The following is a 21,241-nucleotide window of genomic DNA, read 5'->3' as shown; positions in this document are numbered from 1 at the left end:
GACGACGGGTTCCGGGCATGGGAAAGGCCCTTCGCCAGCCTCTCCCGGCGGAGGGCCTTTCCCATGCCCGTGGACCCGTGGACCCGTGGATCCGTGGAGCCGTGCTCCCGATGGGGCCTGTAGACGGTGCGCCCCGCAGCGGCCCGCGACCCGCCGCATCATCGACTCTGACATTGTTCGCACCATCATCATTCCTCTGGAGGTTGCACATGGCTGACAGGCAAACCCCGTTGACCGAATGTCCGGTCGACACGTCGGCCCCATTCGGCGACGGCACCTCGGACGACGAGTCCGGCTCCAAGCCCGAGGCCAAGACCGAGAGCAAGTCCGATGACGTCGTCACCATCGACGGCAAGGACTACTGCTCGGACACCAAGGTGGAGTCCGCCACCGACGACTGGAACGGCGTGGCCATCGCCGTGGCACGCCGCCGCAGGAAGGCGGTGACGGCCGGAGCGGAACACGCATCCGACGATGCCCAGTGATGAATAACTGAACAACGGCGCGTCCGGTCCTCCGGGCGCGCCCCGGCCCGTGCACGGCACGCCACGCCTCTCACAATTTCCCAGTGGCACCGGGTTCGACTCCCGGCACGGGCACCGGAGACGGACGGCACCATTCTCCTTGTGGCGGATCGGTCCGTCTTCCTTTCGCATGATGCCGTCCACCGATTCCAGGTATTCGCCCAGTTCGGGGATCCCGTCGCGTGTGAATCTGCACATGCGCAGCCCCTGCCCATCCATTGATCCCCCAATCATGCCGGATGCCCGGCATATCCCGTCATCATGCTACTTCCTTTCGTCCGTTCATGAATCAGACACGCCATCATCGCCATCCGGAGACGACGGCCCGTTGCCCGTCTGTCGGCCGAAGATGGATTCCCCGTCGCCCAACGCTCCCAGGGATCGCAGCTCGCCGTCGAACCGGTCGCGTTCGGCTTGTTCGCGCAGTTCCCTCTCCCATATCTCATAGTCGTCGGCGTGCAGCCCCTCGTCGGGCCCGACCTTCCAGTCGAAGCGTCGCAGCCGGCTGATGCCGGGCATGACGGTGCCGTCCGGTCGGGTCAGCGGATGGTTGACGACGACCTTGCTGCAGGTAGACCACTCGTCGGTGACGGCGAACCCGGATCCGTCGGCCAGCGTCTCATATTCGCCCACGAGCCTTCTGCCTTGCTCGTACCATTCGCACATGTGCAGCGTGAACGACCCGTCCTCATGTTCCTCGTACATGACCGTCTCCTCTTCCGCAATCCTAAAGCTCGATGTCCTGGGCGAGCGTGGTGGCCGCGTCGTTTTTGTGTTCGATCCACCATGCCGCGTCGTTCATCCGCAGCACCTGTCTGCGTAGTTCGGCGAACGCGTCACGATCCTCGATACGCGCGTGGCGGGCAAGCACGTCGACCTGGCTGAGGGTGCGGCGGCGTATCGGCTCCGCGCGGTCGCACTGGGCTTTCGAGCCCCACAGTTCGCAGAACCCGTCGAGCCTGTTGCGCTGCCGGGACGCGATGCCGATGCAGGCGGGGCATGACACCCGTTCCGCGTTCTTCACGCGCTGTTCGACGACCACGTACGGGCCGTCCACGTTGATCCGCTCCTGGTGCCCGCATGCGTGCGTGACGAATCTCCAAGCCATGACCTACCGCCTTCCCGGAACAAAACCGAACCAATATTCGAACAGATGTTCTATTAAGGTGGGGACATATGCCCCGCACCAGCCGACAAGAAGGCTACGACCGACACGGAGCGCGCCGCGCCCCCGACCTACATTCGGGAGACATCATGGTACAATTTCCTGTACAAACAGGAGGTGCGTGATGACACAGGCCGTGGCCTACAGCAATTTCAGGGCGAATCTCAAGACCTACATGCGCAGGGTCAACGAGGACGCCGACACCCTTCTCGTGACCAACGCGGACCCGGAGGACAACGTGGTCGTGATGAGCGCCGACGACTACGATTCGCTCATGGAGACGCTGCGCGTCTACCAGAACCCGTATCTAAGCGACAAGGTGATGCGCGGCATGGCGCAGGTCCGGCAGGGCCAGACGATGGCCCATGACCTTGTCGAAGCGGGCGCGTGATGCTGCTCTGCTGGACCGAAGACGCCTGGGCCGACTACCTGTACTGGCAATCCCAGGACCGGAAGACCCTTAAACGCGTCAACACGCTCATCCGGGATATGCAGCGTACCCCGTTCGAGGGCATCGGCAAGCCCGAACCCCTCAAATGGGGCCTGTCCGGCGCATGGTCGCGGCGCATCGACTCAGCCAACCGCATCATCTACACCGTCGCCGACGACAGGCTCTGCATCCTCTCCGCGAAGGACCACTACTGAATGACATGGGACGGAACGGCCTGTACCACCTTATCGACGTTTTCGGTCGACTCGGCTTTCTCTGACAGGATTCGCTGGCAGTTCCTGAGCCGGTTCCAATAGCGCTTTCGCCAGGCTGCGAACAGTCCCGCCACCAATGACAGCACAAACGTGCATAGCCATAACACGACGCCATCCACACCCTTCATATCCTTCAATGGGCCGAACCCAAATACGGCCACAGCAGTGGGGACGATCCCTCCTAAATCAAGCACCGCATTCGTTGCCTTGGCTTTGGTGTCGTTTTTCCTGATGAATTCGGGAAGATATCGTTTGACGCGGGGATCCCAGTCCTTGATGTTGTCGAATGTGATCGATTCGGTTATTTCGTTCTTCAGGAACAGGGTCGAGGAAATCACGTACCTCCATTCCAGCAGCGAGGTGAAGCCGGCAAGATTGGAACCGATTTTTCCATCGGGCCAGTAATATGCGAAGGACAGTGCGGATATCCAGAGCATGACCACGCATATCAGCCAGATAAACGTATGTATGGACCCATCTACGTAATAAAGAAAACCGGGGAGACCCATTCCGACGAAGAAGGGTATGGGCGCAAGCATCAGATGCATTGATGATGGATTCGCATGCTTTAAGACGAAACCGCAATACGCATAGTCGCAGTAGACAAGGCCCAAGGAAAGCAGCCACAACGCCATTCCCATCCCCGAGAAGGGCGTTCCCTTCCCTCCATAGTTCGCGCAGGCCATTGCCGCTCCCGCATCCCAGGACATCAGCATGGACGTGAGAAAGATACATGCCTCGAACTTCTTCGATTTATCACGGCCGAGCATGGGACCGAACACTTCCCCTGGAACGACAGCCAAGGCTGCCGACATAGCTGCCGCGACTACGACGCCGCCTTCATTCTGATCTTTCCAGAAAAAATGCACTCCTGTGCAGAAACCCGCCAGAGCTACGGCCACGTCCAGCAGCAGTAACCACAATCCCGGAATATTTTTCTTCGTGCTCTTGTCCGTGGCTTCTTTAGCTTCATCGGGATTCGATGTGTTTGAGTTCATGATTGGCTTCCCTTCCTTCCATCAGCCGTCTCAACCACCGTATATCCGTGATGATCCGTTTTCACGTGTTTTGTTGAATTTATTAGGACATCGCGGCGGCGCTTGTGCCGGCCACGAACGCGAGCACGACGAATGTGGTGAAGATGGGGTCTCAGAAGACGGTCACGAGGATGACGATCAGCACGATGTTCAAGATCAAGCCGACAAGGTTTCCCAGCACGGACTTGTCCTTTCTGAAAAGATGCACTCCCATGCAGACCAGCAGGATTATGAACGCGAATCCGGTCAGCAGGAAAAACCAGTACCAGGGTTTTCCGGCGGTGGCGAAGGCCCGTTCGATCAGAGATCCGTTCATGACATCGTACTGGGAATGCAGCCAGTGCTTGTAGAATGCCAGCGCGATGATGTAGACCAGGGATGCGAGGACGGTGGCTTTCTCTCCTACGGGGATTTGTCTGATCACGTTCCTGATTCTAGTGAACGATCAGTCCCGCCGCGAAGACGATCACGCCCCAGATGAACGTGAGTCGTGCGGGGTCCGCCTTGTCGCCGTGGCCGACCCATTCGAGCGCCGTCTTCATGCCGGCGAGCATCGTGTGGGCGAGCATGAGGCAGAACAGGAACACGGAGACCGCGAGCAGCGGGGTCACCGTTTTCTCGACCGCCATATTCACCATTCCCGCCCCCAGAAGGACGAACGAGGCGACGGTGCAGGCCACGGCCGCCGCATCCGCGCGGCTTCTTTTCCCGTGTCCGATCAGCGGGTATACGCATAGGCAGCAGATGGCCAGCAGGACGAGCGGTGCCAGGGTCAGCGCGGTTTGCGCGTCCGCGTCGGAGACCATTCTCAGGTAGTCCGTTTTCCTCAGGCGCGGCAGTACTTGGTAGGAGATGAATCCCAGCACGGCCGTCGCCATGGCGGCGGCCATCCCGACGCGCAGCAGCACTCCCTTGCATATTGCCGCGGCATCGGTGCCATGTTCCTGCTCCATGCCCTTGCTCCTTCCGTTCGTTGTTTCCGTATCGGTTTTCCCGGATCCGGTTCCCGGATCGTTTTTCTTGTTCCGTTTTCTGACGATAACCGGGTTTCTCGGCTCGGGCACGTTCCTGTTCATGCCCGAGTCCTCGTGGCTGCCACCGTGGCCGCCGGCCGTTATCGGCGGTCGGGCTGGTGGTGTCAGTGGAGGCGTGGCCGCTTGCCCGTCCGTCGCGTCTTCCGTTTTCCGGTTCAGGTGTCGGCGGGCTGATTGGGAGAGTGTGTCATGCTGTCGGTTCTGGTGTTGCTGCTGGTGGTGGCCGCGGCGTCGTTCGCGTATCGCGCGTTCTGGATGCTGCGGGCCCGTCCGTCGTCCCGGTATGTGGGGAGCCGTTTCCGTGACGAGGTGGTGGCGATGAGCCGTCGCCAGCGTCGTCGCGCGTTCTGGGGCAATGTGCTGCTGTGCGTGTTGTGCGTGGCCGCGATGGTGTTGGTCGGCGTGCTGGTGGGCGGCATGGGCGGCTCGGTGTGACCGTCCGTCGTCGTTTCGCTTCCGGCCCGTCGGCGTGTCCGGCGGGCTTTCGTCTTGTGTGTGGGCCTGATCGTCGGAGGTTGGTGTGATGTCTGGTTCGGCTGGGGATGCTCCGGTGTTGGAGGGAGAACACCGGTTGGGCGAGGGCATGCGTCGCGGCGTGTTCTGTCTGGGTCTGGTGCCGGTGGCGACGGGGTTGACGCTGCGTGAGGCGATGTGGNTGCAGTGTTGTCTGACGGCGGGTGTGGAGCCCGGGCCGATGCCCGCGCATGCGTTCCGTCGCGCCGACCGGCATGCGGTGGAGGACGCGATGGGCGTGGCCCCGGGTCTGATGCGCGCGATGGCCGCGGATGCGAAACGGCGTCGGCGCATGGTGGATGCGGACGAGGAGGGGCGTCTGCCTCTCGGCTCGCCCTCCCCCGTGGACATGATGACCCGTGATTTCCGCGTGCGGCCGGTCACGGCGTGGCATCAGACCAGCACGGGGCGTGCGGGGGTCCTGTCCACGCTGGTGGCGGGGTCGGGGGCGCCTCGCATCGACGGGCCGGTCATCGGCGTGGATGTGCTGTCGCGTGAGTTGTGGCGGTTCGATTCGTGGGCGACGTATGACGCGCCGGGCGTTCACGGCCCGCATATGACGACCAGCCCGGACGTGTTCATCTGCGGTCTTCGCGGCAACGGCAAGTCGTTCGCGGCGAAGGTGATGGCGTTGCGTGAGATCGAGGCGGGCCGTCATGTGATCGTCCAGTCGGATCGCGAGGGCGAGTGGGGCCGGGTCGCCAATCATGTGGGAGGCCAGGTCGTCTCGCCGGGCGGCGGCCGTTATCTGAATCCGTTCGCGTTGCCGGACCGTCCGTCCGCCGGCGAGGACGATCTGTGGCGTCAGGAGGTGCTTCCCGGGCGCAAGGCGGCGTTCATGAGCCTGGCGGAGGCATTGCGCGAGGATGGAGGCCCGTTCCCGCTGGATCGCGACATGCAGGTGGTCGTGGACCGTGTGGCGGTGTCGTTCGGCACGGGGCCGATGACGTTGGAGGCGTCGGTGGACCGTCTCGCGGACCGTTCGTGGGTGGATGGGGAGTCGCCCTCGATGACGGGTTTCGAGCATGAGCCGGCGTTGGCCCGTGCGGCTGCGGCCGCGGCGGCGCGCGTGTATGCGCCGATGGTGCGTGGCGGCACCCTGTCGGGCATGTTCGACAGGGAGTCCACGATCCGGTTGGACCCGTCGAGCCCGATGATCGTGTTCGACACGTCGAGTCCGGCGTTGAACAACGAGCAGCTCAAGCGCGTGTTCACGGCGGCGGTGAGCTCGTGGATCGACCGTCTGCTGCAGGGGCGAGACGGGAGACGGCGGATCGTGGTCGACGAGGAGGCGTGGGACCTGCTGTCGAACGCGCGTCTGGTGGACTCGTTGCAGACCAGGCAGCGGTCCGCCGGCCATTGGGGGTGCGCGACCTGGCTGATCGTGCATGGCGTGAACGACATGACGCATGTGTTCGGCGAGGGCAGCGAGCTGCGTGGCCGTGTCGAGGAGATCCTCAACCAGATGCAGACGAAGATCATCTTCCGTCAGGGCGGGTCGAACATCGACATGCTCAGCCGGCTGGTCCCGGATCTGAGCGAGGACGAGCGGCGGGTGATTCCCACGCTGCCGCAGGGGCTTGGGGTGTGGAGGGTCGGTGCGGAGCATCCGCGTATGGTGCGCGCCCTGGCCGGTCCGACCCTGTCGGCCCTGTTCGACACGAGCGATCTGAGGTCCGCGGCCTGAACCGCATCGTTTTTGTTGTATCCGTTTCTCCGTATTCGTTTTCCGTATTCGTTGGTGAGGAGGCCGCTGATGGCGGATGCGTCCGGGGATCGTCCCTGGTATGAGGAGCTGGCGCCCGATCTGGAGGGCGATGCCGGCCGGGGCGTGGAGGGGTCGCGTGTCGATTCGCGCCGTCGGGTCATGGCCGTGTGGCGTGGGTTCGAGGACTCGCGTGCGGGCGTGTGGCTGGCGGAGCATACGGGGCTTCTGGCCGCCCTGTCGCGTGAGGGGTCGGTGCTGGTGCGTCGTCTGGCCGTGGGCGTCCTGCTCGTGGCGATGGCGTTCACGCTGCTGCTGTTCGCGGCGGCGGGCGGCGATCCGGTGGCCGGCGGGCTGCTGTCCATGCCCTTCTGGATGGCCGCGTTGGCCGTGTGCGCCGTGCTCTGGGTGTTCTGGGACGCGTACCGTGATTCCGGGGAACGGCTCGTGGATCGTCTGTCGTCGGCTCCGGGCATGGCCACGCGTCGTCAGGTCGCGGCCGCGTGCGGGGTGCGCGAGGTGATGCGCACGATGGTGCCGAGCGTGCTGCCGGCCATGCTGGCCGCGGCCATGCGGGAGCGTCGCATGGGCGGCGACCCGGTGTGGCCGAGGCCCTGGCAGGCGGCCATGTACGTGGGCGAATGCCATCACGTCGGTGTCTGGCTGTCGTTGGAGATGCACGCGTACGTGCTGGGACCGACCAGGTCCGGCAAGACAGTGACGGTCGTGATCCCCGCGGTGGTGGAGGCGCCCGGCTTCGTGCTGGCCACGTCGACGCGCAGCGACATCATCTCGGCGACCCGTCGCCTGCGGGAGAGGGGTGTGGCGGATCCGTCGACCGGGGCCCGGTACGGCGGCCGTGGCCGTGTCCATATCTTCGACCCGGAGGGTTTGGGCGCGGCGGACCCGCTGACCCGGCACAACATGCGTTGGACCCCGTTGCAGGGGTGCGAGGACCCAACCACGGCGATGCGCCGCGCGCAGACCCTGGTGGGCGTGGGCGGATTGGGCCAGGGGTCGAACAACAGGGAGTGGGGCGTGAGCGCGGGAGGCTACATCCAGGCGCTTCTGTATGCGGCGGCGATCAGCAACCTGCCGATCTCGAAATGCTACGAGTGGTCGGTCAGCCCCCGCAAGGCGCTCGAGGCCGCGGACCTGATCCGCGAGCATACGGGCGAGCGGGAGATGCTGCGCTGGGCGGACACGATCCGTGGCCTGGAGACCATGGACACGCGCCAACGGTCGAGCGAATGGTTCGGCGTGCGCAACGCGTTCGCGATCCTCGCGGACCCGAAGGTGCGTTCGACGATGGATTTCTCGCCGCGCGACCCGCGTCTGATCGATCCGAGGCGCATGGTCGAGGATCATGACACCGTGTACGTACTCAGCCGGCCGAAATCGCAGGCGGGCGGAGGCGTGAACGCGGGCCTGTTCGCCGTGCTCCTGCTGGACACGTTCCAGGAGGCGTGCCAGGATCTCGCCCTGTCGCGCGAGGCGTCGGGACCCAACCTGCGCAAGATCGAGCCGCCGGCCCGGTTCGTGCTCGACGAGCTGAGCAACATCGAGACGTGGGGCGGCCTGCGCAACGCGATCACGCAGGGCGGCGGCAACGGCTATCAGTTGCTCGTGGTCGAGCAGTCGCGCGACATGATGGTGCGCGACTACGACCGGGAGACCGAGCAGACCGTTTGGAACAACTGCAACCGGATCATGCTGGGCGGCGTGACCGACCGGGACAGCCTCGAATGGTGGGGCATGCAGATCGGCCGGCATGAGGTCACCCGTTTCGAGTCCACGTGGAATCCGGGACAGGGTCCGCTCGGAGGGGTCACGGAACGCCGCGGCGCGGAGGAGACCGTGCTGCCGTGGGAGTTGAGCCGTCTGCCGCGCGGGTGGATGGTCGTCCAGCCCGTACGCGAGGCGCCGGCCCTGGTCCGCGCCCCGCATTTCATGGAACGCGGATGGTGGCATGACGCGGAAGGAGACAGGTGATGGACGACACCCGTGACGAGGTGGACGAGATCCTGGCCGGCATGACGGGAGGCCGGACCGGTACGGCCGGCGGCGTCTCATCCCCCGTGCCGCCGGCCGCGGACTGGGCCCGGGGGCTCGACGCCGCGTCGGCGTCGGCCGCGCGGCTGACCGTGCTCCTGTCGGACGTGTACAGGGCGCATCAGGGCAAGGACCCGTCGGCCAGCCTGGCCGCGCAGATCGAGCAGACCGTGCGCAACCTGACCGGCGAGCCTCCGCAAGAGCCGGAATACGGGCCGGGCCTGTGGACGGCGATGCCGCAACGCTCCTGGGAGACGATGGGCATGGCCCGGCCGATCGACTGGACCGGCGCGCCCTCGCGCACGGAGATCGACCTGATGACGATGCACGCGATCCGCTACGGCGAATGGCTGTGCCGCACGTTCCCCACATGGGAGCAGACGCTGCCCGCCTGCTGGATCGAGCACGACGACGTGGTGGCTGAGGTGTTCGCCCTGAAATGCCATGCGGACCTGGCCGCGGCCTCCCCCAACGGCGGCATGTACATGCCGGCCCTCATGCAGGACATCCACCAGGCCCTCGCCCGGGTCAAGGAATACCTGACGGCGGCCGGCACGGGAGAATCCTCCCACGCGCATCACATGGACGGCGAACAGCATGCCTCGCGCCGACGCGCCCGGGAGGTCGAATACGAGTCGTGGTATCGCCGGCGCGGCGGATGGAAGACGGAACCGGCGTTCACCGGCCGTTGGCGGGGCGGCGAGGATTTCGTCTCCTCCACGCTCCTTGCCTATGGGACGCCTCCCTCGCCCGCCTCGCATGACGATCCCTCCGCCGACGTGCTCATGGCCACGCTGGCGGGCTGCGAGGAGCGGCTGGACGGCTACCGGCGTTCCCGCGACGGCATCCGCCGCATGCCCGACGGGCCGGAACGCGACCGCCTGTCACGCCAGCTCGCCGCGGACACCGGCGGTGATCTGCGGGAGCTGTCCGACCGGTGGCGTGACTGGAGGTCCATGGAGCTCGCGGCCCGCGACCGGCTCGACCAGGCCATCGCCGCCGTCGAACGACGGCTCGACGACCGGAAGGCTCCCCTGTCCCATGAGGAGGCCGAGGAGGCGCGCGTACTGGCGTCACGGGGACGCGCCCTGCTCGACGAGGCCGGGGACCCGCGTTGGAACCCCGACTCGTACCGGCCCCGGGACCCGGACGAGGAGCTGAAGCTCGCGAAACGGCTCGAAGGCATCGCCCGTGAACGGGATCTCGATTCCCTGGAGCAGCTCGACCGGCTCACGGCCACGATACGCGCGACGATCGGCCCGAGGGGAGGCATGCGCCCATGACCATGCCGGACCTGTTCGAACAACTCGACTCCCCTGCCGAGAACGGCGACGATTGGATCCGCCGCCTGCTCTCGGAACCGGACGAGACTCCCTCCCCCACGCCGGCCGCCGGCGACGACGGCACCGATACCGGCCATGAGCCCGATCTTCCCCAAGAGGAGGAAAGGATTGTCCCGCCGCAGGCCTCAGGACCGGGGGCCGGTGGCGATGTGACGGCTCCCCCGCCTCCCGGCGCGCATGCGATCCCCCTGCCGGCATCCGACGACACGTCGCCATCCGATGACCTGGATGACATGCACCAGGACGCGATTCCGGGATTCGGCACCGATATGGATGCCGATGAGCCCGCCCGTGCGGGCCATGCCGTCCGGATCGTACTGACGGTGCTCGCCGTGGTCGCCGCCGTGGCGCCCGTCGGCGTGATCGCCGCCGGCGCCGTCACCGCGTCCGCCCGCCACGACGCGGAACAGGCACAGGCCGTGCTGCGGGAGACCAATACGATTGCGACTCGGTTCGTCAAAGCCCACAAGGCGTCCGACCTCGCCGACGCGAAGGCATGGAGCCGTCTGGACAGGCGGATTTCAGACAACGCGAGGATACTCGACGAGCCCGCCGCCCGGCTGTCCATCAGGGATGCTGGATCGTTGAAGAACCGCGCGGGCAAGGCCAATAAGGACACGAACACGCTGGTGTCGGCGGCGAGGAGGGCCCTCGCCATCAAACAGGAGGCCGACGCGCGCGAATCGCTCGCGAAGGCGGTCGGCGAGGCCACCAAGCTCCGGGACGGCGCGAAACGCGACGACGACACCGGCACGGCCATCGACGATCTGACGACGATCCTCGAACGGGCCGCCGAGCCCGGCAAGGACGTCACCGTCAAGGAGCTCGAGGATCTGGCCTCCCGGGTCGAGCAGGCGAGGAAGACCCTCGAACAGGCCATCGCCACGCAGGCGGAGCATGCGAAGGCCAAGCGCGCGGCCGAGGAGAAAGCGGCACGGGAACGCCAGGAGAGGGAACGACAGGCCGAACAGCAGACCGTCCCCGACCCGACGCCGCCACAGCAGCAACAGCAATGGATACCCCAATACCAGTCGGGACAGTCGGGGCAATCGGACGGAACCGGCTCCCAGCCCGGCAACGGCTGGAGCGTGCCGTCCCCCAGCGACGGCAACGGCCTGCCCGGCAACGATCCGGGACTATAGCCCATCATCCATTCGAAAGGAGCACCATCATGACGGACGAGACACCACGCAAAGACGAGCACAGGGAACGTCAGGGCCTTCTCGGCCGAGCAAGGGACCGATTCGAGCGGATGGAGCCGAAACGGCAGGCGCTGCTGCTCGCCGTCGCGGCCGTAATCGCATTGGCGGCCACGATCGCGCTCAACCCGTTCCAGTCCACGACATCCGATCAACCAGAACCTCAATCCGCCCAACAGGCGACAGACAGCGGCAAGGATACGAAAAACCAGTCCCGGACGGACCCGTCTTCGGAACCATCGGAATTCACCGGTTCCACGGAGGACATCGCCAACAAGGCCCGGTCGATCCTCAACTCCCCGGACGGCGGCAACATCGACACGTTCGGCCAGACGCTCATCCGCCACGGCGACAAGGACCTAGGCAACGCGACCGACCTGTTCGACGCGATCGGCCGGCAGGAGAAGGAATCCACTGTCCGCGCATTGGCCGACGAATGGTATGCCGAGGCGTTGTCGAAGGCCGCCGGATACCGGCTCGACGATCTCAAATCCAGTCTGCCCAAAGCGGAACATGCCGTGGACAGGCTTCCCGACCCCACGCCGGACGACTGCACGGGCCTGGCCAAGGCCGCGAAACAGGCGCGAACGTTGGTCGACGCCGGATCCGACGACTACGACAAGCTCACCTCCGCACAGCAGACCCTCACCAAATCGATCAGCGCATGCACCGCCAACATGACCGTCGACCAGATCGACCGCCTGTTCCCTCAGGACGGACCATCGGTCACCATACCCGACACCGGAAAGGAAGCACAATGACAGCGGACACCACGCGGCGGGAGCACAGCGGTTCCGGCATCCGTCTCGGCATCGGCTCCTGCCCCGGCATAGCGAAGATCCTGCCGGCCGGCATCCGAGGCATCACATTGCCCGACGGCACACGCGTGCGCATGCTGCGCTGCGTGACCCGGGAGGGCGGCGCCGACATCCCCGTCGCCCTGATCCCCGCCACCGGGGCGGTCCACAACCGCATGCTCGGGGCCGCCGGCGGCCAGATCGTCGAGTTCGCCGGCAGGCCACGTCTCTACCGGCCCGAGAAGGGCGGCCCCATCCTCGCGTTCACCGTCACCGACCTGCGCATCCGCGACACCGATGAGGCCCGCATGCTGCGCGCCGGACAAAACAGAAGATAGTCGGCCAGTTTTTCAGTCCCAATATTCTACGCACATCCGGAATTTCCACGCTGCCCTCATGGCATCAGTTTTTCCGCGCAACCGCATCGCGGATGGCGGAAAGCGCTTCATCCGGGGTCTTTGCCGGATACCGTAGATTCGGGAAACCGCTGCAACTACCGACATACATTTTGTATTCGTCGGACCACTGGACTTGGTACGAGTTACGGTCGGCGGGCTGTACTGGCTTCCCAGACGTCTTCGCCCATGTGGAGGACGGCTTCTCCATCCACATGTCCCATACGCTTTTCGTGTATCCCGTGATAAGTGCGCCCATAACCACGCCAGCAAGTACCTTCCCAAAAATCGCGGAACACTGCCCGATTGCTCCTGATACGATGATAAGTAAAGGATAAAACGTCGTTTTACGGAACTTCAAGATATCGTCGGCATCACGTCTTCGCGTAATGCTGAAAATGAAACTAGCCAGACCGGGAATACCGAGCACGCAGAACAGCAACGCCATCGCCTGATCCTCTTGGACCGCGCCGCCCGTTCTCGCATAAAGAAGCACGCCAACTGCACAGCTGCAAGCGAACAGTAACTGGATTATCTGATGCATGAGCAACGCCATCCTTTTCGGATCGCTCAGCCACAGCGCGACAACAATAATGATAAGAGCCGGAGTCCCTAGACGCTCCATCAACGGTCTCCCCCAAGGAAAACCAAACAGTTGCTCCAACAAGGCAACCACGGCGACGGCAAACGCCAAGAACATTGCGATAATAAGGAGAACACCACCGATTTGAGAGAGTATCTCCCTAATCGAGGGCTTTACACGTGACTTTTTCTTTGTGCCCTCAATATCCGGTGTGCTTGCCAATTGTTTCTTGAACCGCATTTCTCCATCACCTTTCTTCTCGGTTTTCCGAACGGTCGGTTCCGCCTTCTCAATTACATTGGATGTCGACTTTTTCATGCCTGTTCGCGTCGAAATGTCTGCTTGCCACCACTGCTTTGCCTGCCCCATAAGCTCGGATATGAATACAGACATGATGACTGTCCCCAATATCGCAAGCAGATTGCCATATTCATTGCGCCTGTGTCTCATAATTACTCTCCATCAACGAATCGGTTTGTTTCTGATTCCACGATAAGCATGCATTCCATGCCACAGATCATTTTCATTGAATCTCGCATACGGTTCTGTAGAATGCCCTCTGTGGCGAAGACGGTGATAAGGGTCATATTCGATGACGCGACGGCTGCGGAAGGGTTTCTCGAGCGCTGCCGCGGCGAAGGGCTGAATGCCGTGGTCAAGGACGCGCGTCCGATCGGCACGGTGAAGCGCAATGGGCCCGTTGTTCTAGAACGGTGCCGGGCCGGGGAATCATGCCTTTGGCGAGGCCGACCGATTGGTCTAGAAGCCCCGGTGCCCCGCGTGCCCGTCCGCCGTCGAGACGAACCGCACGACGGATCCGTCGGGCGAGTCCTGGACGAATTCCTCTACAAGCTTCATTTGGGGCCGGCTGATGCCTATGGCCGGATCGGGACCGACGGCGAGCACGGGTGCCGTATGGGACGTGGATTCGACGGCAAGACTCGCATCATGGGTGGTCTCCTCGTCATCCAGCCAGACGATTGGACGGCCCTGCGCCAGCGCGTCGACTATGGTGCGGCGCTTGCCCGTCCAGATGCCCTCCCGCGTGACGGGGTTGTACCAGTGGATGGTCGGCCAGTCTACGCCCAGCGCACGGTTCAATTGCATGGTCTCCGGCTGCCAGGTGCTCAGCCAGTACTTGTCAGCGTCCAACGCATCCAGACGGACCACGAGTTCCATGTTCCACCGGATTGTGAACCGTCGTCCCATGTCGCGAACCAGCAGCCGTTCCTTCCGGTCGGGACGGAACCAGTTATCCGGCGCATACCTGACGCGGCGAGGATCGTTGGGCCTCATCCATTCGACGCATCCCTGCCGACGCATGACCTTCGCGTCCGGGAACTGGTTGATCACGCCGTCGAAGTCTACGAATATCAGGGGCTTGCCCATCCGATTCTCCTTATGGTCTCGTGTCGTTGGCGGCGATGCATGCGGCCATGCGTTTCGTCTCCTCCTCGATCTCTTCGCACGTCCATTTATGGGGTTCGATCCACGGCCAGCCCATCTTCTCGCATAGTTCGCGGCGTGATTCGTCCAGGTCGGTGCCGTCCAGTCCGATCATGCTGCTGTTGCCCTGCAACGTGTCGAAGCCTATCCAGCCCGATTGGTCGGGCCCGTAGGTGACGCCGCCGTACACGTCGACCAACGGTTCGATGTCGTCGGCGTTCAGATGTCGCCACACGTGCCCGTCCGGGATATGTGCGTATCCCTGCCATGCAAAGAACACGTCGTTGGCTATGATCCGCCATTCGACGCCGTCTTCCACGCCTTCGCGCACCGGTTCTGCCATCCACGGCCGCCATTCATGCCCGCTCATCGCCGGTCCTCTTCTCTTTGCCGGGTTTCCTCCGGGTTGGCCCCGGCTGTCTTTTTGTTATCGGCTCAGGCGTCGTCGCCTTCCGTTTCGTCTTTTCTCCCAATCATACGGGTCGCGGACCGTCGCCGCCGTCATCCGGGGTCTGGGGTGGAACCGGTGCCGGGGCGGGCATCGGGTCCGGGAAGGCCAGTGCGCCGGTGGAACGGCTGGCCCCTTCCGATCGTCTTTTTTCCTCGGACGTGGCGTTGCGGGGCGGCACGAAGCCGTATCCGAGTATGAACCGTTCCGATGGCGTGACGCTTTTCAGGTCCTCGTCGTTCCATCGGTCCCTGACGTATGGGTTGCGTTCCGGTTCGCTCTCGCATCGCGTCTCGATTTCATGCCGGTCTGCCCATTCGTCGATGTAGGTGTAGCGGAGCATGCCGGGGGCGAGGGTCTCCATCATGGTGCGGTAGTAGTCCCTCTCGTTCAGCAGCGTGTCCACGAGGTAGGCGGGTTGCGAGCCGAACCGGCGCAGCCCTCGCGTGTAGTAGTTCCGGTTGGCGTCGCGGATCAGGGGCGGCACGGCGTCCAGGCGGAGCATCTCCTTGAAGAGGACCAGTCGTCCGATGCGCCCGTTGCCGTCCGAGAACGGGTGCGTGGTCTCGAACAGCCAGTGCGCCCTCGCTGTCTGGTATGGGTCGTCCCTGAGTTCCGCGAACGCCTTGAATACGTCGTTCATGGCGCGGGGCACGTCCCGGGGCAGGACGGTGTGGATGCCTTCGATGGGGCTGATGACGTTCGGAAGCGTCTTCCATCCGCCGACGTTGCGCGAGGGGTCGGTTTCCTGGCTGGTCCCGTGTTTGAGGATCGCGTGGAGCTCGCACACCATGGCCTTGTCGACGGGTTCGTCCGCGAGGTCGAGGATCCGGTCGAACGCGCGGAAATGGTTCACGGTTTCCGTCGCGTCGTCCAGCCGTATCTCGTCGTCGGCGTTTTCGGGCAGCAGCGCGCCGGTGTCGAACAGCTGGGCGGTCTGTTCCGGGGACAGCGTGGATCCTTCCATGTGGTTGCTGTTGTAGGCGAACACGAGCTGTGTGTTCTGGTAGAGGCCGTGCGAGACCTTCTGGTCGCGTTCCGCGCGCAGCCAGTCGACCAGTCGTTTCCGTGTTTGCTTCGCCATGGCCCGTTCCTTTCCTGTCGTCACCATCGTAGTATGCGTGCCGCCGTGTCCAGGCTCCGGAAGAGGGGCTGGTGGCCGGCGAGGTTTCGCAGGAGCGTTTCGAGCTCGGGGATGGGCAGGTATCGGCTCGCGATGGTCCAGACGGTCGCGACGGCGATGAGGGTGAGTATGGCGGTGACGGTGATCCACAGGATCTGCCTGATGAGTCCGCCGCCGGTGGTGGCGCGGCCGGTGACGCCGGCGAGCACCGTGAGCGTGACGGCGAGGACGATCAGGGTGCCGGTGTCCCATGAGTCCAGGGTCCGGGTCATTGCGTCGGCCCATCGGGCGAGTTGTTCGATGATGGTTCCTGCCGTGTCTTCCATTGCGGGTTCCTTTCCTCCATGGCTGCGGGGTTCGGCGTCTCCACGCGGGGCGTCGGGTTTTCCGGCCGATTACGGTTGGCCTTCCGGGTTTTGCCGGGGTTGACGACGCCGCTTCCTTGTCCGGTGATGCGTGCGTCGAGGTTGCACCAGTGCTGTTCCTGCCGGCCGGACCGGCCCGGCGGCCTTTGCCCGATGGGCTTGTCGGGGTCGTCGATGTGCCACATGTCCCGGTAGATGGCCACGTCGCGCAGCAGGTTGTGGTCGCCGTGCTTCCGCGCCGTTTCCATGACGGTCCTCGACCAGGGCTGTTCGCCCGTGGCGGCCTGTCGGGCGAGGGCGTCGGCCCGTTGGGTGATGAGGAGTTCGTTCTGGCGCACCAGGTCGAGGGCGGCGGTGTTTCTGGATGCCTTGATGGGCGGGATGATGCCGGCGGTCCAGTCGTCGCGCACCGCGCCGTTGAGCCGGTCGAGCAGGCCGCTGCTGAGCCGGCCGGCCATGACGGCGGCGGGGTCCTGCCGGTTGCCGTGCTCGTCCTTGGGGCTGATGTCGCGGCTGACGATGGCCATGGCCCGCTTGGGGTCGGTCATCCAGGCGCGGGACCATAGCGCGCGCAGCCACTCCCAGTTCGGGGACCTCGTGATCATGCTCACGATGCCCGGGTTGTGGCATTGGCGGAGTTTGGCCTCGAGGTGGGGGCCGGCGATGAGGCCGGCTGCGTAGTCGTGTTCGCGCAGGAGTCGTGTCAGACTGTATCTCTCCTCGTGTTCGTCGATGCGGGTTTCGGTGGCGGTGCGCGTGTCGGGGCGCGTCAGGAGCGTGGAGAGCATGCGTTGGCGGGCGATGGCTTCGGGATCGGTGTCCGATCCGGACAGCATGGCTTCCGTCTGCCGGGTCTTCTCGTCCTTGCATGCGTAGAGGAGGTGGTTCTCCTCGCGGCCTCGTGTGGCGGCCACGTATTGCAGGTTGCATGGGACGCGCGCGTCGGAGGGGAACATGGCGGCGCACCGGTCGACGGTCATGCCCTGGCTTTTGTGGATGGTGGTCGCGTACCCGGCCTCGCAGTTCGCTTTCGCCCAGTCCCGGGGTATGGTCCATTGCCTTCCGTCCGCGTCGCGGCATGCGATCGCGTCCGTGTCGATGCGGGTGACGGTGAACGCCATGCCGTTCTCGATGCGGTGTCCGTCGGGGCCACGTACCTGGTGGTCGTTGGCGCGGGACACGATCCGGTCCCCGGCTCCTATCTTCAGGCCGTCGGACAGCGTGGCGAGGCGGGACGGGTCCCCGTCGGACAGGCCGAGCACGCGCCGTTCGAGGATGGTGCGCTGGTTCATGGCGCGCACCTGTTCGTTGGTGCCGGCGACGAGGAGCGTGGTCTTGCCCGTCTTCTGCCATTGCAGGGTCATCCGGTACGCCTCCTCCTCGCATTCCCGGTCCTCGCCCCAGTGGAGACGGTGGTGGGCCGCGTATTCGGCGACGAGCCGGCGGCATGCCTCGACGCTGTCCGGTTTCGCGCGGTCGCCGCCGGCGCGCAGGCGCAGCGTGGCTTTGCCTTCGTCTGCCCATCTGGCCCGTCCGCCGTCGGGGTCGTTCGCCCAGAGCCCGGGGTCGCTGCGGAAACGCCACAGGCTGGTGAGGGTCGCGCACCGGTGTTCCCGTTCGGCCCAGGCGAGCAGGCCGCCCGGGGCGGCGGGCGCGTCGAGCTGCATGGGGTCGCCGGTCAGTGCGAGCCTGGCTCCGGCCCGTTCGCACAGTTCGGCGATGGCGTCCAGTTCCGGGGTGCCGACCATGCCCGCCTCGTCTACGATGACGAGCTGTCCGGGGTGGATGAGGCCGGCCTGTTCCCGGGCGTCGGATTCGCTGATGGAGCGGCGTATCCGGTCGCGTTCGGCGGGGGTGCGCGCCGCGGCGAGCCGGCACCGGTATTCGCGTCGCAGGTCGTCGGTCTGCGCCCGGTGACGTTCGGACACGTTGTCGAGGAGCTTGGCGATGGTGATCGCGTTGGTGCCGATGCTGTCGGCGAGCTCGTCCCTGGCCCGGACGGACAGGGTCAGGCCGAGCACGGATCCTCTCCCGTGCCGGGTCTCCCATGCTCGGGCGACGGCGCGCATGGTGGTCGTCTTTCCGGTGCCGGCGGGGCCGATGAGCGCGCTGGCCGCGTGCGGGTTCTCGAGCAGGTATGCGGCGGCCTTCGCCTGGTCGTCGCTCAGCCGGTTTCCGCCGGCCCGCATGGACTGGATGAGCCGGGTGCCCTCCCCGGGTCCCCAGGCGAGCGGGTCGGTCCGGCCGAACGTGGCCATGACGCGTTTTTCCATGTCGAGGATCGTCTGGCTGGTGTATCGGTCGAGTGTGGGGTCGTCGAACGTGCTGCGTCCGGCGCGGCTGACGAGCGCGGGGTCGTCGCCGGCCTGTCCTGCACGGTAGCGGGTCGGGGTTATTTTCACGCAGCGGCGGATGGCGAGTTCGGCGACCTGGTTGGCGGTGTCGGCGCGGGCCGTGGGGTCGAGCCGGATGTCGGCGAGGAGGCGTTCGGCTTCGGCCCGGATGTTGCTGAGCGTCCATGTGGCGCGGGTGCGTTCGGTGTGTGCCATGGCAGCGTCGGCAAGCCGTTCGAGTTCCGTCTGGCCGGGTGTCTGGTGGTCGGCGAGCTGTCCGGCGAGGCGGATGCCCGCGGCCCGGGAGGCGGTCTGTCCCAGTTCTATGGTCCTGTCCCGGTGCGAGTCGACCGCCTGCCACATGGCGTCGATGCTGGTGCCGGGGGCTTCGGCCCGCAGTTTGCCGTGCCATCGTCGGGTCAGTTCTGCCAGTCCGGGTCGGGCGTCGGTCTTGGGCTTGCGGGTTTCCAGCCAGACCTGTTTGTGGAGTTCGGCGCGTCGTTTCCATCCGATCGTATGGCCGGTGCGGCGTTCCTCCTCGTCGATGATGGCGGCGAGCCGGGTTTCGATCTCCCTGTCGCGTCCGCTGAACGCGTCGATGAGCTCCTCGGGCACTCCCTGGACCTCGCCGGCCACGGCCCTGGTGCCGCGTCCGCGGGCGCGGGCCGGTTCGTGCCAGGCCCAGCCGAGTCGTTGGGTGAGCAGGTCCTTGACGAGGTTGGCGTTGTATTCGCTCAGTTCGACGGTGGCCCCGTAGACGGCGCGTCCGTCGAGCGCGGTCCATTGGCCGTCCGTGGTGCGGCGCACCCGGTTGGAGATGACCAGGTGCGTGTGCGGGTGGGGGTCGCCGTCCCTGGAGTCCCAGTGGTCGAAGGCGAAGCCGGCGACCCCGTCGCAGGCCGTGCTGGCGACGCCGCCGGCCCCGGCCCGGGTGGCCGCGTATTCGGCTTCGAAGTAGCCGATGGTCATGTCGGCCGCCTGGTGGAGGCATTCGTCGATGGCGCGGCGCGTGTCCTGGTCGGCGAACGCCCAGAGGATGCTCACGCTTTTGGGCACGGTCTGGGTCAGGTCGTATCCGGCGATGGGCGGCTGCCCGTCGTTGTCGGCCCGTATGCCGGCCTGGTCGAGGCTGCGGCCGGTTTCGGGGTTTCGGCGTTCGTTGATGAGCATGCGCACGGTCTCGGCGCCGGCCTGCCGTCCGGTCTCGCCGCCGAGCAGCCGGCTGGCCGATCCGATCCACCGGCCGGGCGGGTTGCCTTCGGCGTTGTAGTAGGCGGCTGGGTCGGGGCCTGTGAGCGGTCCGGGCGTGGCCTCGTCGGGGATGCCTCCGTCGGCCTGGAGCGCCTCGCGCGTGCGGTCGAGGTAGTAGTCGGCGCTGCTGAGTTTGGTCATGCTGATGGCCATGCGTGCTCCTCTCCTTTTCCTGCGGCGCCGCGGTCCGGTCCGTGGCGGCGCAGGAGTCGTTCCGCGTCCCCGTCCTCGCCGGTCCGGTCGCATGCGTCGATGATGCGGCCGATCTGGCCGTCGGGTCCCGCCTGCGTGAGGGACCGGGGGTCGTGGGTGGCGGCGAGCGTGAGCATGCGCATGAGCAGGATGTGGGTGCGGGCGCGCGTCTCGATGCCATGTCGCCGTATGGTTTCGGTGTCCAGTTCGATGGCGTGCGCCCTCGTCAGCAGGTCGTCGGCGTTCATTCTGAGCCTTTCGATGGTTCCGGCGTTGGCGGCGGAGCGCAGCGTGCGCCGATCGCGCGCCGTCTTGTAGTCATGTGCCTTGCGGCATGCGTCGCCGCAGTATTCGCCTCGCGTGCCGGTATCGAGCCGTGCGCCGCATTCGTGGCATGATCGCCGTGGGCGGGCACTTGTCCCGGTGCGGGTGAGCCGGTTCCACCTGTTGCGGCACCGGTCGGAGCAGAAGTCGGGCACGGGTCCCTGGGCGGGCTTGTACACGGGTTCGCCGCACATGCGGCAGTGGCCGGCCGGCACCCGTCCCGGTTCCGCCTTGCGCGCCTGGCGCCGGCATCGGGCCGAGCAGTACCCGTCCGCCCATACCAGGGTCTCGGGGTGCGGGCACCGGGCCCATTTGCATCGGCCGGGTCTGGGCCATTCGCTTGTGGCCCCTGTGGTCCCTGGGCGGTCGCTCATGGCCTGGCCCTTTCGTCGAGGGACCACCATCCGTGTTTTTAGTCAAGTCGGTGTTTCGTGTTTCGTCACTAATTTTTTTCGGTTTTCGGCATGAGGAGTGCCGGCCGGTGGTTTGTTTTACTGGTTGTCCGTCTTGCCGAACATGAGGGCTTGGCTGACGCGTCGGCTGGGGCCGGTGAATTCGATGAGGCGTCCGTGGTGGACGATGCGGTCGATGATCGCGGCGGCGAGTTTGTCGTCGGCGAAGATCGTCCCCCATTTGCTGAACTCGATGTTCGTGGCGGAGGATGATGCTGCGACGTTCGTAGCTGCCGGCGATGATCTGGTAGAGGA

At 65.3% G+C, this 21,241-nt stretch carries 21 protein-coding genes and 1 pseudogene; 9 read left to right on the top strand and 13 right to left on the bottom strand.

Annotated features, from left to right (window positions below; genetic code table 11):
• The first annotated feature begins 209 nt into the window (after positions 1-209).
• A complete protein-coding gene (locus FYJ31_RS12430) occupies positions 210-485 on the top strand; it encodes a hypothetical protein (RefSeq protein ID WP_060868196.1) in 276 nt (91 codons plus the stop codon).
• Positions 486-806: 321 nt separating this feature from the next.
• On the opposite strand, the gene FYJ31_RS04260 is transcribed toward FYJ31_RS12430, so the two are convergent.
• Entirely contained in the window at positions 807-1,229 is a 423-nt protein-coding gene (locus FYJ31_RS04260) for a hypothetical protein (RefSeq protein WP_077423875.1), read from the bottom strand.
• 22 nt (positions 1,230-1,251) lie between these two features.
• Positions 1,252-1,632, bottom strand: coding sequence for a hypothetical protein (locus FYJ31_RS04255; RefSeq protein WP_060868194.1), 381 nt, complete (start codon positions 1,630-1,632; stop codon positions 1,252-1,254).
• 181 nt (positions 1,633-1,813) lie between these two features.
• Here FYJ31_RS04255 and FYJ31_RS04250 point away from each other — a divergent pair, with 181 nt between their 5' ends.
• Together FYJ31_RS04250 and FYJ31_RS04245 are read left to right on the top strand one after the other, a co-directional pair.
• Positions 1,814-2,080, top strand: a complete 267-nt coding sequence (locus FYJ31_RS04250; RefSeq protein WP_007051980.1) for a type II toxin-antitoxin system Phd/YefM family antitoxin — start codon at positions 1,814-1,816, stop codon at positions 2,078-2,080.
• Positions 2,080-2,334 carry a Txe/YoeB family addiction module toxin gene (locus tag FYJ31_RS04245; protein ID WP_077423878.1) on the top strand — a complete coding sequence of 85 codons (255 nt, stop codon included), beginning with the start codon at positions 2,080-2,082 and terminating at the stop codon, positions 2,332-2,334. The genes FYJ31_RS04250 and FYJ31_RS04245 overlap by 1 nt, the downstream gene beginning before the upstream one ends.
• Here the strand turns inward: FYJ31_RS04245 and FYJ31_RS04240 are convergent.
• The 3 genes from FYJ31_RS04240 to FYJ31_RS04230 all read right to left on the bottom strand — a co-directional run bounded on the left by FYJ31_RS04240 (position 2,328) and on the right by FYJ31_RS04230 (position 4,384).
• On the bottom strand, positions 2,328-3,392 hold the full coding sequence (locus tag FYJ31_RS04240; RefSeq protein ID WP_077423880.1) for a hypothetical protein: 1,065 nt from the start codon (positions 3,390-3,392) through the stop codon (positions 2,328-2,330). The genes FYJ31_RS04245 and FYJ31_RS04240 overlap by 7 nt on opposite strands.
• 151 nt (positions 3,393-3,543) lie before the next feature.
• Entirely contained in the window at positions 3,544-3,855 is a 312-nt protein-coding gene (locus tag FYJ31_RS04235; RefSeq protein ID WP_229773843.1) for a hypothetical protein, read from the bottom strand.
• A 10-nt stretch (positions 3,856-3,865) separates the two neighbouring features.
• Positions 3,866-4,384, bottom strand: coding sequence for a hypothetical protein (locus FYJ31_RS04230; RefSeq protein WP_065436692.1), 519 nt, complete (start codon positions 4,382-4,384; stop codon positions 3,866-3,868).
• A gap of 255 nt (positions 4,385-4,639) precedes the next feature.
• On the opposite strand from FYJ31_RS04230, the gene FYJ31_RS04225 reads away from it, so the two are divergent.
• The 6 genes from FYJ31_RS04225 to FYJ31_RS04195 all read left to right on the top strand — a co-directional run bounded on the left by FYJ31_RS04225 (position 4,640) and on the right by FYJ31_RS04195 (position 12,412).
• Entirely contained in the window at positions 4,640-4,900 is a 261-nt protein-coding gene (locus FYJ31_RS04225) for a hypothetical protein (RefSeq protein WP_226746504.1), read from the top strand.
• 1,834 nt (positions 4,901-6,734) lie between these two features.
• Positions 6,735-8,675 (top strand): type IV secretory system conjugative DNA transfer family protein, encoded by a 1,941-nt coding sequence (locus FYJ31_RS04215; protein ID WP_154536076.1) that lies wholly within the window; start codon positions 6,735-6,737, stop codon positions 8,673-8,675.
• Positions 8,675-10,018, top strand: a complete 1,344-nt coding sequence (locus FYJ31_RS04210) for a hypothetical protein (RefSeq protein WP_154536075.1) — start codon at positions 8,675-8,677, stop codon at positions 10,016-10,018. Before FYJ31_RS04215 ends, FYJ31_RS04210 begins: the two co-directional genes overlap by 1 nt.
• Complete coding sequence (locus FYJ31_RS04205; protein ID WP_154536074.1) at positions 10,015-11,220, top strand: hypothetical protein; 1,206 nt, start codon at positions 10,015-10,017, stop codon at positions 11,218-11,220. Before FYJ31_RS04210 ends, FYJ31_RS04205 begins: the two co-directional genes overlap by 4 nt.
• Before the next feature lie 29 nt (positions 11,221-11,249).
• Positions 11,250-12,038, top strand: coding sequence for a hypothetical protein (locus FYJ31_RS04200; protein ID WP_154536073.1), 789 nt, complete (start codon positions 11,250-11,252; stop codon positions 12,036-12,038).
• Positions 12,035-12,412: a hypothetical protein gene (locus tag FYJ31_RS04195; protein ID WP_100985759.1), complete on the top strand. Its 378-nt coding sequence runs from the start codon at positions 12,035-12,037 to the stop codon at positions 12,410-12,412. The genes FYJ31_RS04200 and FYJ31_RS04195 overlap by 4 nt, the downstream gene beginning before the upstream one ends.
• A 64-nt stretch (positions 12,413-12,476) precedes the next feature.
• Here the strand turns inward: FYJ31_RS04195 and FYJ31_RS04190 are convergent, their stop codons facing one another.
• The 8 genes and pseudogenes from FYJ31_RS04190 to FYJ31_RS04155 all read right to left on the bottom strand — a co-directional run.
• Positions 12,477-13,502, bottom strand: coding sequence for a hypothetical protein (locus tag FYJ31_RS04190; protein WP_154536072.1), 1,026 nt, complete (start codon positions 13,500-13,502; stop codon positions 12,477-12,479).
• Positions 13,503-13,811: 309 nt separating this feature from the next.
• On the bottom strand, positions 13,812-14,441 hold the full coding sequence (locus FYJ31_RS04185) for a hypothetical protein (RefSeq protein ID WP_143247344.1): 630 nt from the start codon (positions 14,439-14,441) through the stop codon (positions 13,812-13,814).
• Positions 14,442-14,451: 10 nt separating this feature from the next.
• Complete coding sequence (locus FYJ31_RS04180; RefSeq protein ID WP_143247345.1) at positions 14,452-14,841, bottom strand: hypothetical protein; 390 nt, start codon at positions 14,839-14,841, stop codon at positions 14,452-14,454.
• 130 nt (positions 14,842-14,971) lie between these two features.
• A complete protein-coding gene (locus tag FYJ31_RS04175; RefSeq protein ID WP_077423896.1) occupies positions 14,972-16,030 on the bottom strand; it encodes a Fic family protein in 1,059 nt (352 codons plus the stop codon).
• Positions 16,031-16,050: 20 nt separating this feature from the next.
• The gene (locus FYJ31_RS04170) at positions 16,051-16,395 is read right to left on the bottom strand and encodes a hypothetical protein (protein WP_032684617.1); all 345 of its coding nucleotides are present in this window, start codon (positions 16,393-16,395) and stop codon (positions 16,051-16,053) included.
• Entirely contained in the window at positions 16,338-20,171 is a 3,834-nt protein-coding gene (gene mobF / locus FYJ31_RS04165) for a MobF family relaxase (RefSeq protein ID WP_229773842.1), read from the bottom strand. The genes FYJ31_RS04170 and mobF overlap by 58 nt, the downstream gene beginning before the upstream one ends.
• Positions 20,156-20,713: a hypothetical protein gene (locus FYJ31_RS04160; protein ID WP_195839437.1), complete on the bottom strand. Its 558-nt coding sequence runs from the start codon at positions 20,711-20,713 to the stop codon at positions 20,156-20,158. The genes mobF and FYJ31_RS04160 overlap by 16 nt, the downstream gene beginning before the upstream one ends.
• A 312-nt stretch (positions 20,714-21,025) precedes the next feature.
• Positions 21,026-21,241 (bottom strand): annotated as a pseudogene (locus tag FYJ31_RS04155) (ATP-binding protein); the annotation flags it as partial.

The sequence above is a fragment of the Bifidobacterium sp. WCA-178-WT-4B genome, from assembly GCF_009696495.1.
GTDB lineage: Bacteria > Actinomycetota > Actinomycetes > Actinomycetales > Bifidobacteriaceae > Bifidobacterium > Bifidobacterium infantis.
The sequence above is the reverse complement of the archived record's forward strand: the minus strand, read 5'-3'. Positions and strand labels throughout refer to the sequence as shown.

Excerpts from the sequence above, each read along its gene's own strand:
- FYJ31_RS04240 (WP_077423880.1), bottom strand. The coding sequence starts at position 3,392 with ATGAACTCAAACACATCGAATCCCGATGAAGCTAAAGAAGCCACGGAC.
- FYJ31_RS04170 (WP_032684617.1), bottom strand. The coding sequence starts at position 16,395 with ATGGAAGACACGGCAGGAACCATCATCGAACAACTCGCCCGATGGGCC.
- FYJ31_RS04230 (WP_065436692.1), bottom strand. The coding sequence starts at position 4,384 with ATGGAGCAGGAACATGGCACCGATGCCGCGGCAATATGCAAGGGAGTG.
- FYJ31_RS04200 (WP_154536073.1), top strand. The coding sequence starts at position 11,250 with ATGACGGACGAGACACCACGCAAAGACGAGCACAGGGAACGTCAGGGC.
- FYJ31_RS04190 (WP_154536072.1), bottom strand. The coding sequence starts at position 13,502 with ATGAGACACAGGCGCAATGAATATGGCAATCTGCTTGCGATATTGGGG.
- FYJ31_RS04205 (WP_154536074.1), top strand. The coding sequence starts at position 10,015 with ATGACCATGCCGGACCTGTTCGAACAACTCGACTCCCCTGCCGAGAAC.
- FYJ31_RS04215 (WP_154536076.1), top strand. The coding sequence starts at position 6,735 with ATGGCGGATGCGTCCGGGGATCGTCCCTGGTATGAGGAGCTGGCGCCC.
- FYJ31_RS04195 (WP_100985759.1), top strand. The coding sequence starts at position 12,035 with ATGACAGCGGACACCACGCGGCGGGAGCACAGCGGTTCCGGCATCCGT.
- FYJ31_RS04185 (WP_143247344.1), bottom strand. The coding sequence starts at position 14,441 with ATGGGCAAGCCCCTGATATTCGTAGACTTCGACGGCGTGATCAACCAG.
- FYJ31_RS04255 (WP_060868194.1), bottom strand. The coding sequence starts at position 1,632 with ATGGCTTGGAGATTCGTCACGCACGCATGCGGGCACCAGGAGCGGATC.
- FYJ31_RS04180 (WP_143247345.1), bottom strand. The coding sequence starts at position 14,841 with ATGGCAGAACCGGTGCGCGAAGGCGTGGAAGACGGCGTCGAATGGCGG.
- mobF (WP_229773842.1), bottom strand. The coding sequence starts at position 20,171 with ATGGCCATCAGCATGACCAAACTCAGCAGCGCCGACTACTACCTCGAC.
- FYJ31_RS04175 (WP_077423896.1), bottom strand. The coding sequence starts at position 16,030 with ATGGCGAAGCAAACACGGAAACGACTGGTCGACTGGCTGCGCGCGGAA.
- FYJ31_RS12430 (WP_060868196.1), top strand. The coding sequence starts at position 210 with ATGGCTGACAGGCAAACCCCGTTGACCGAATGTCCGGTCGACACGTCG.
- FYJ31_RS04245 (WP_077423878.1), top strand. The coding sequence starts at position 2,080 with ATGCTGCTCTGCTGGACCGAAGACGCCTGGGCCGACTACCTGTACTGG.
- FYJ31_RS04210 (WP_154536075.1), top strand. The coding sequence starts at position 8,675 with ATGGACGACACCCGTGACGAGGTGGACGAGATCCTGGCCGGCATGACG.
- FYJ31_RS04260 (WP_077423875.1), bottom strand. The coding sequence starts at position 1,229 with ATGTACGAGGAACATGAGGACGGGTCGTTCACGCTGCACATGTGCGAA.
- FYJ31_RS04250 (WP_007051980.1), top strand. The coding sequence starts at position 1,814 with ATGACACAGGCCGTGGCCTACAGCAATTTCAGGGCGAATCTCAAGACC.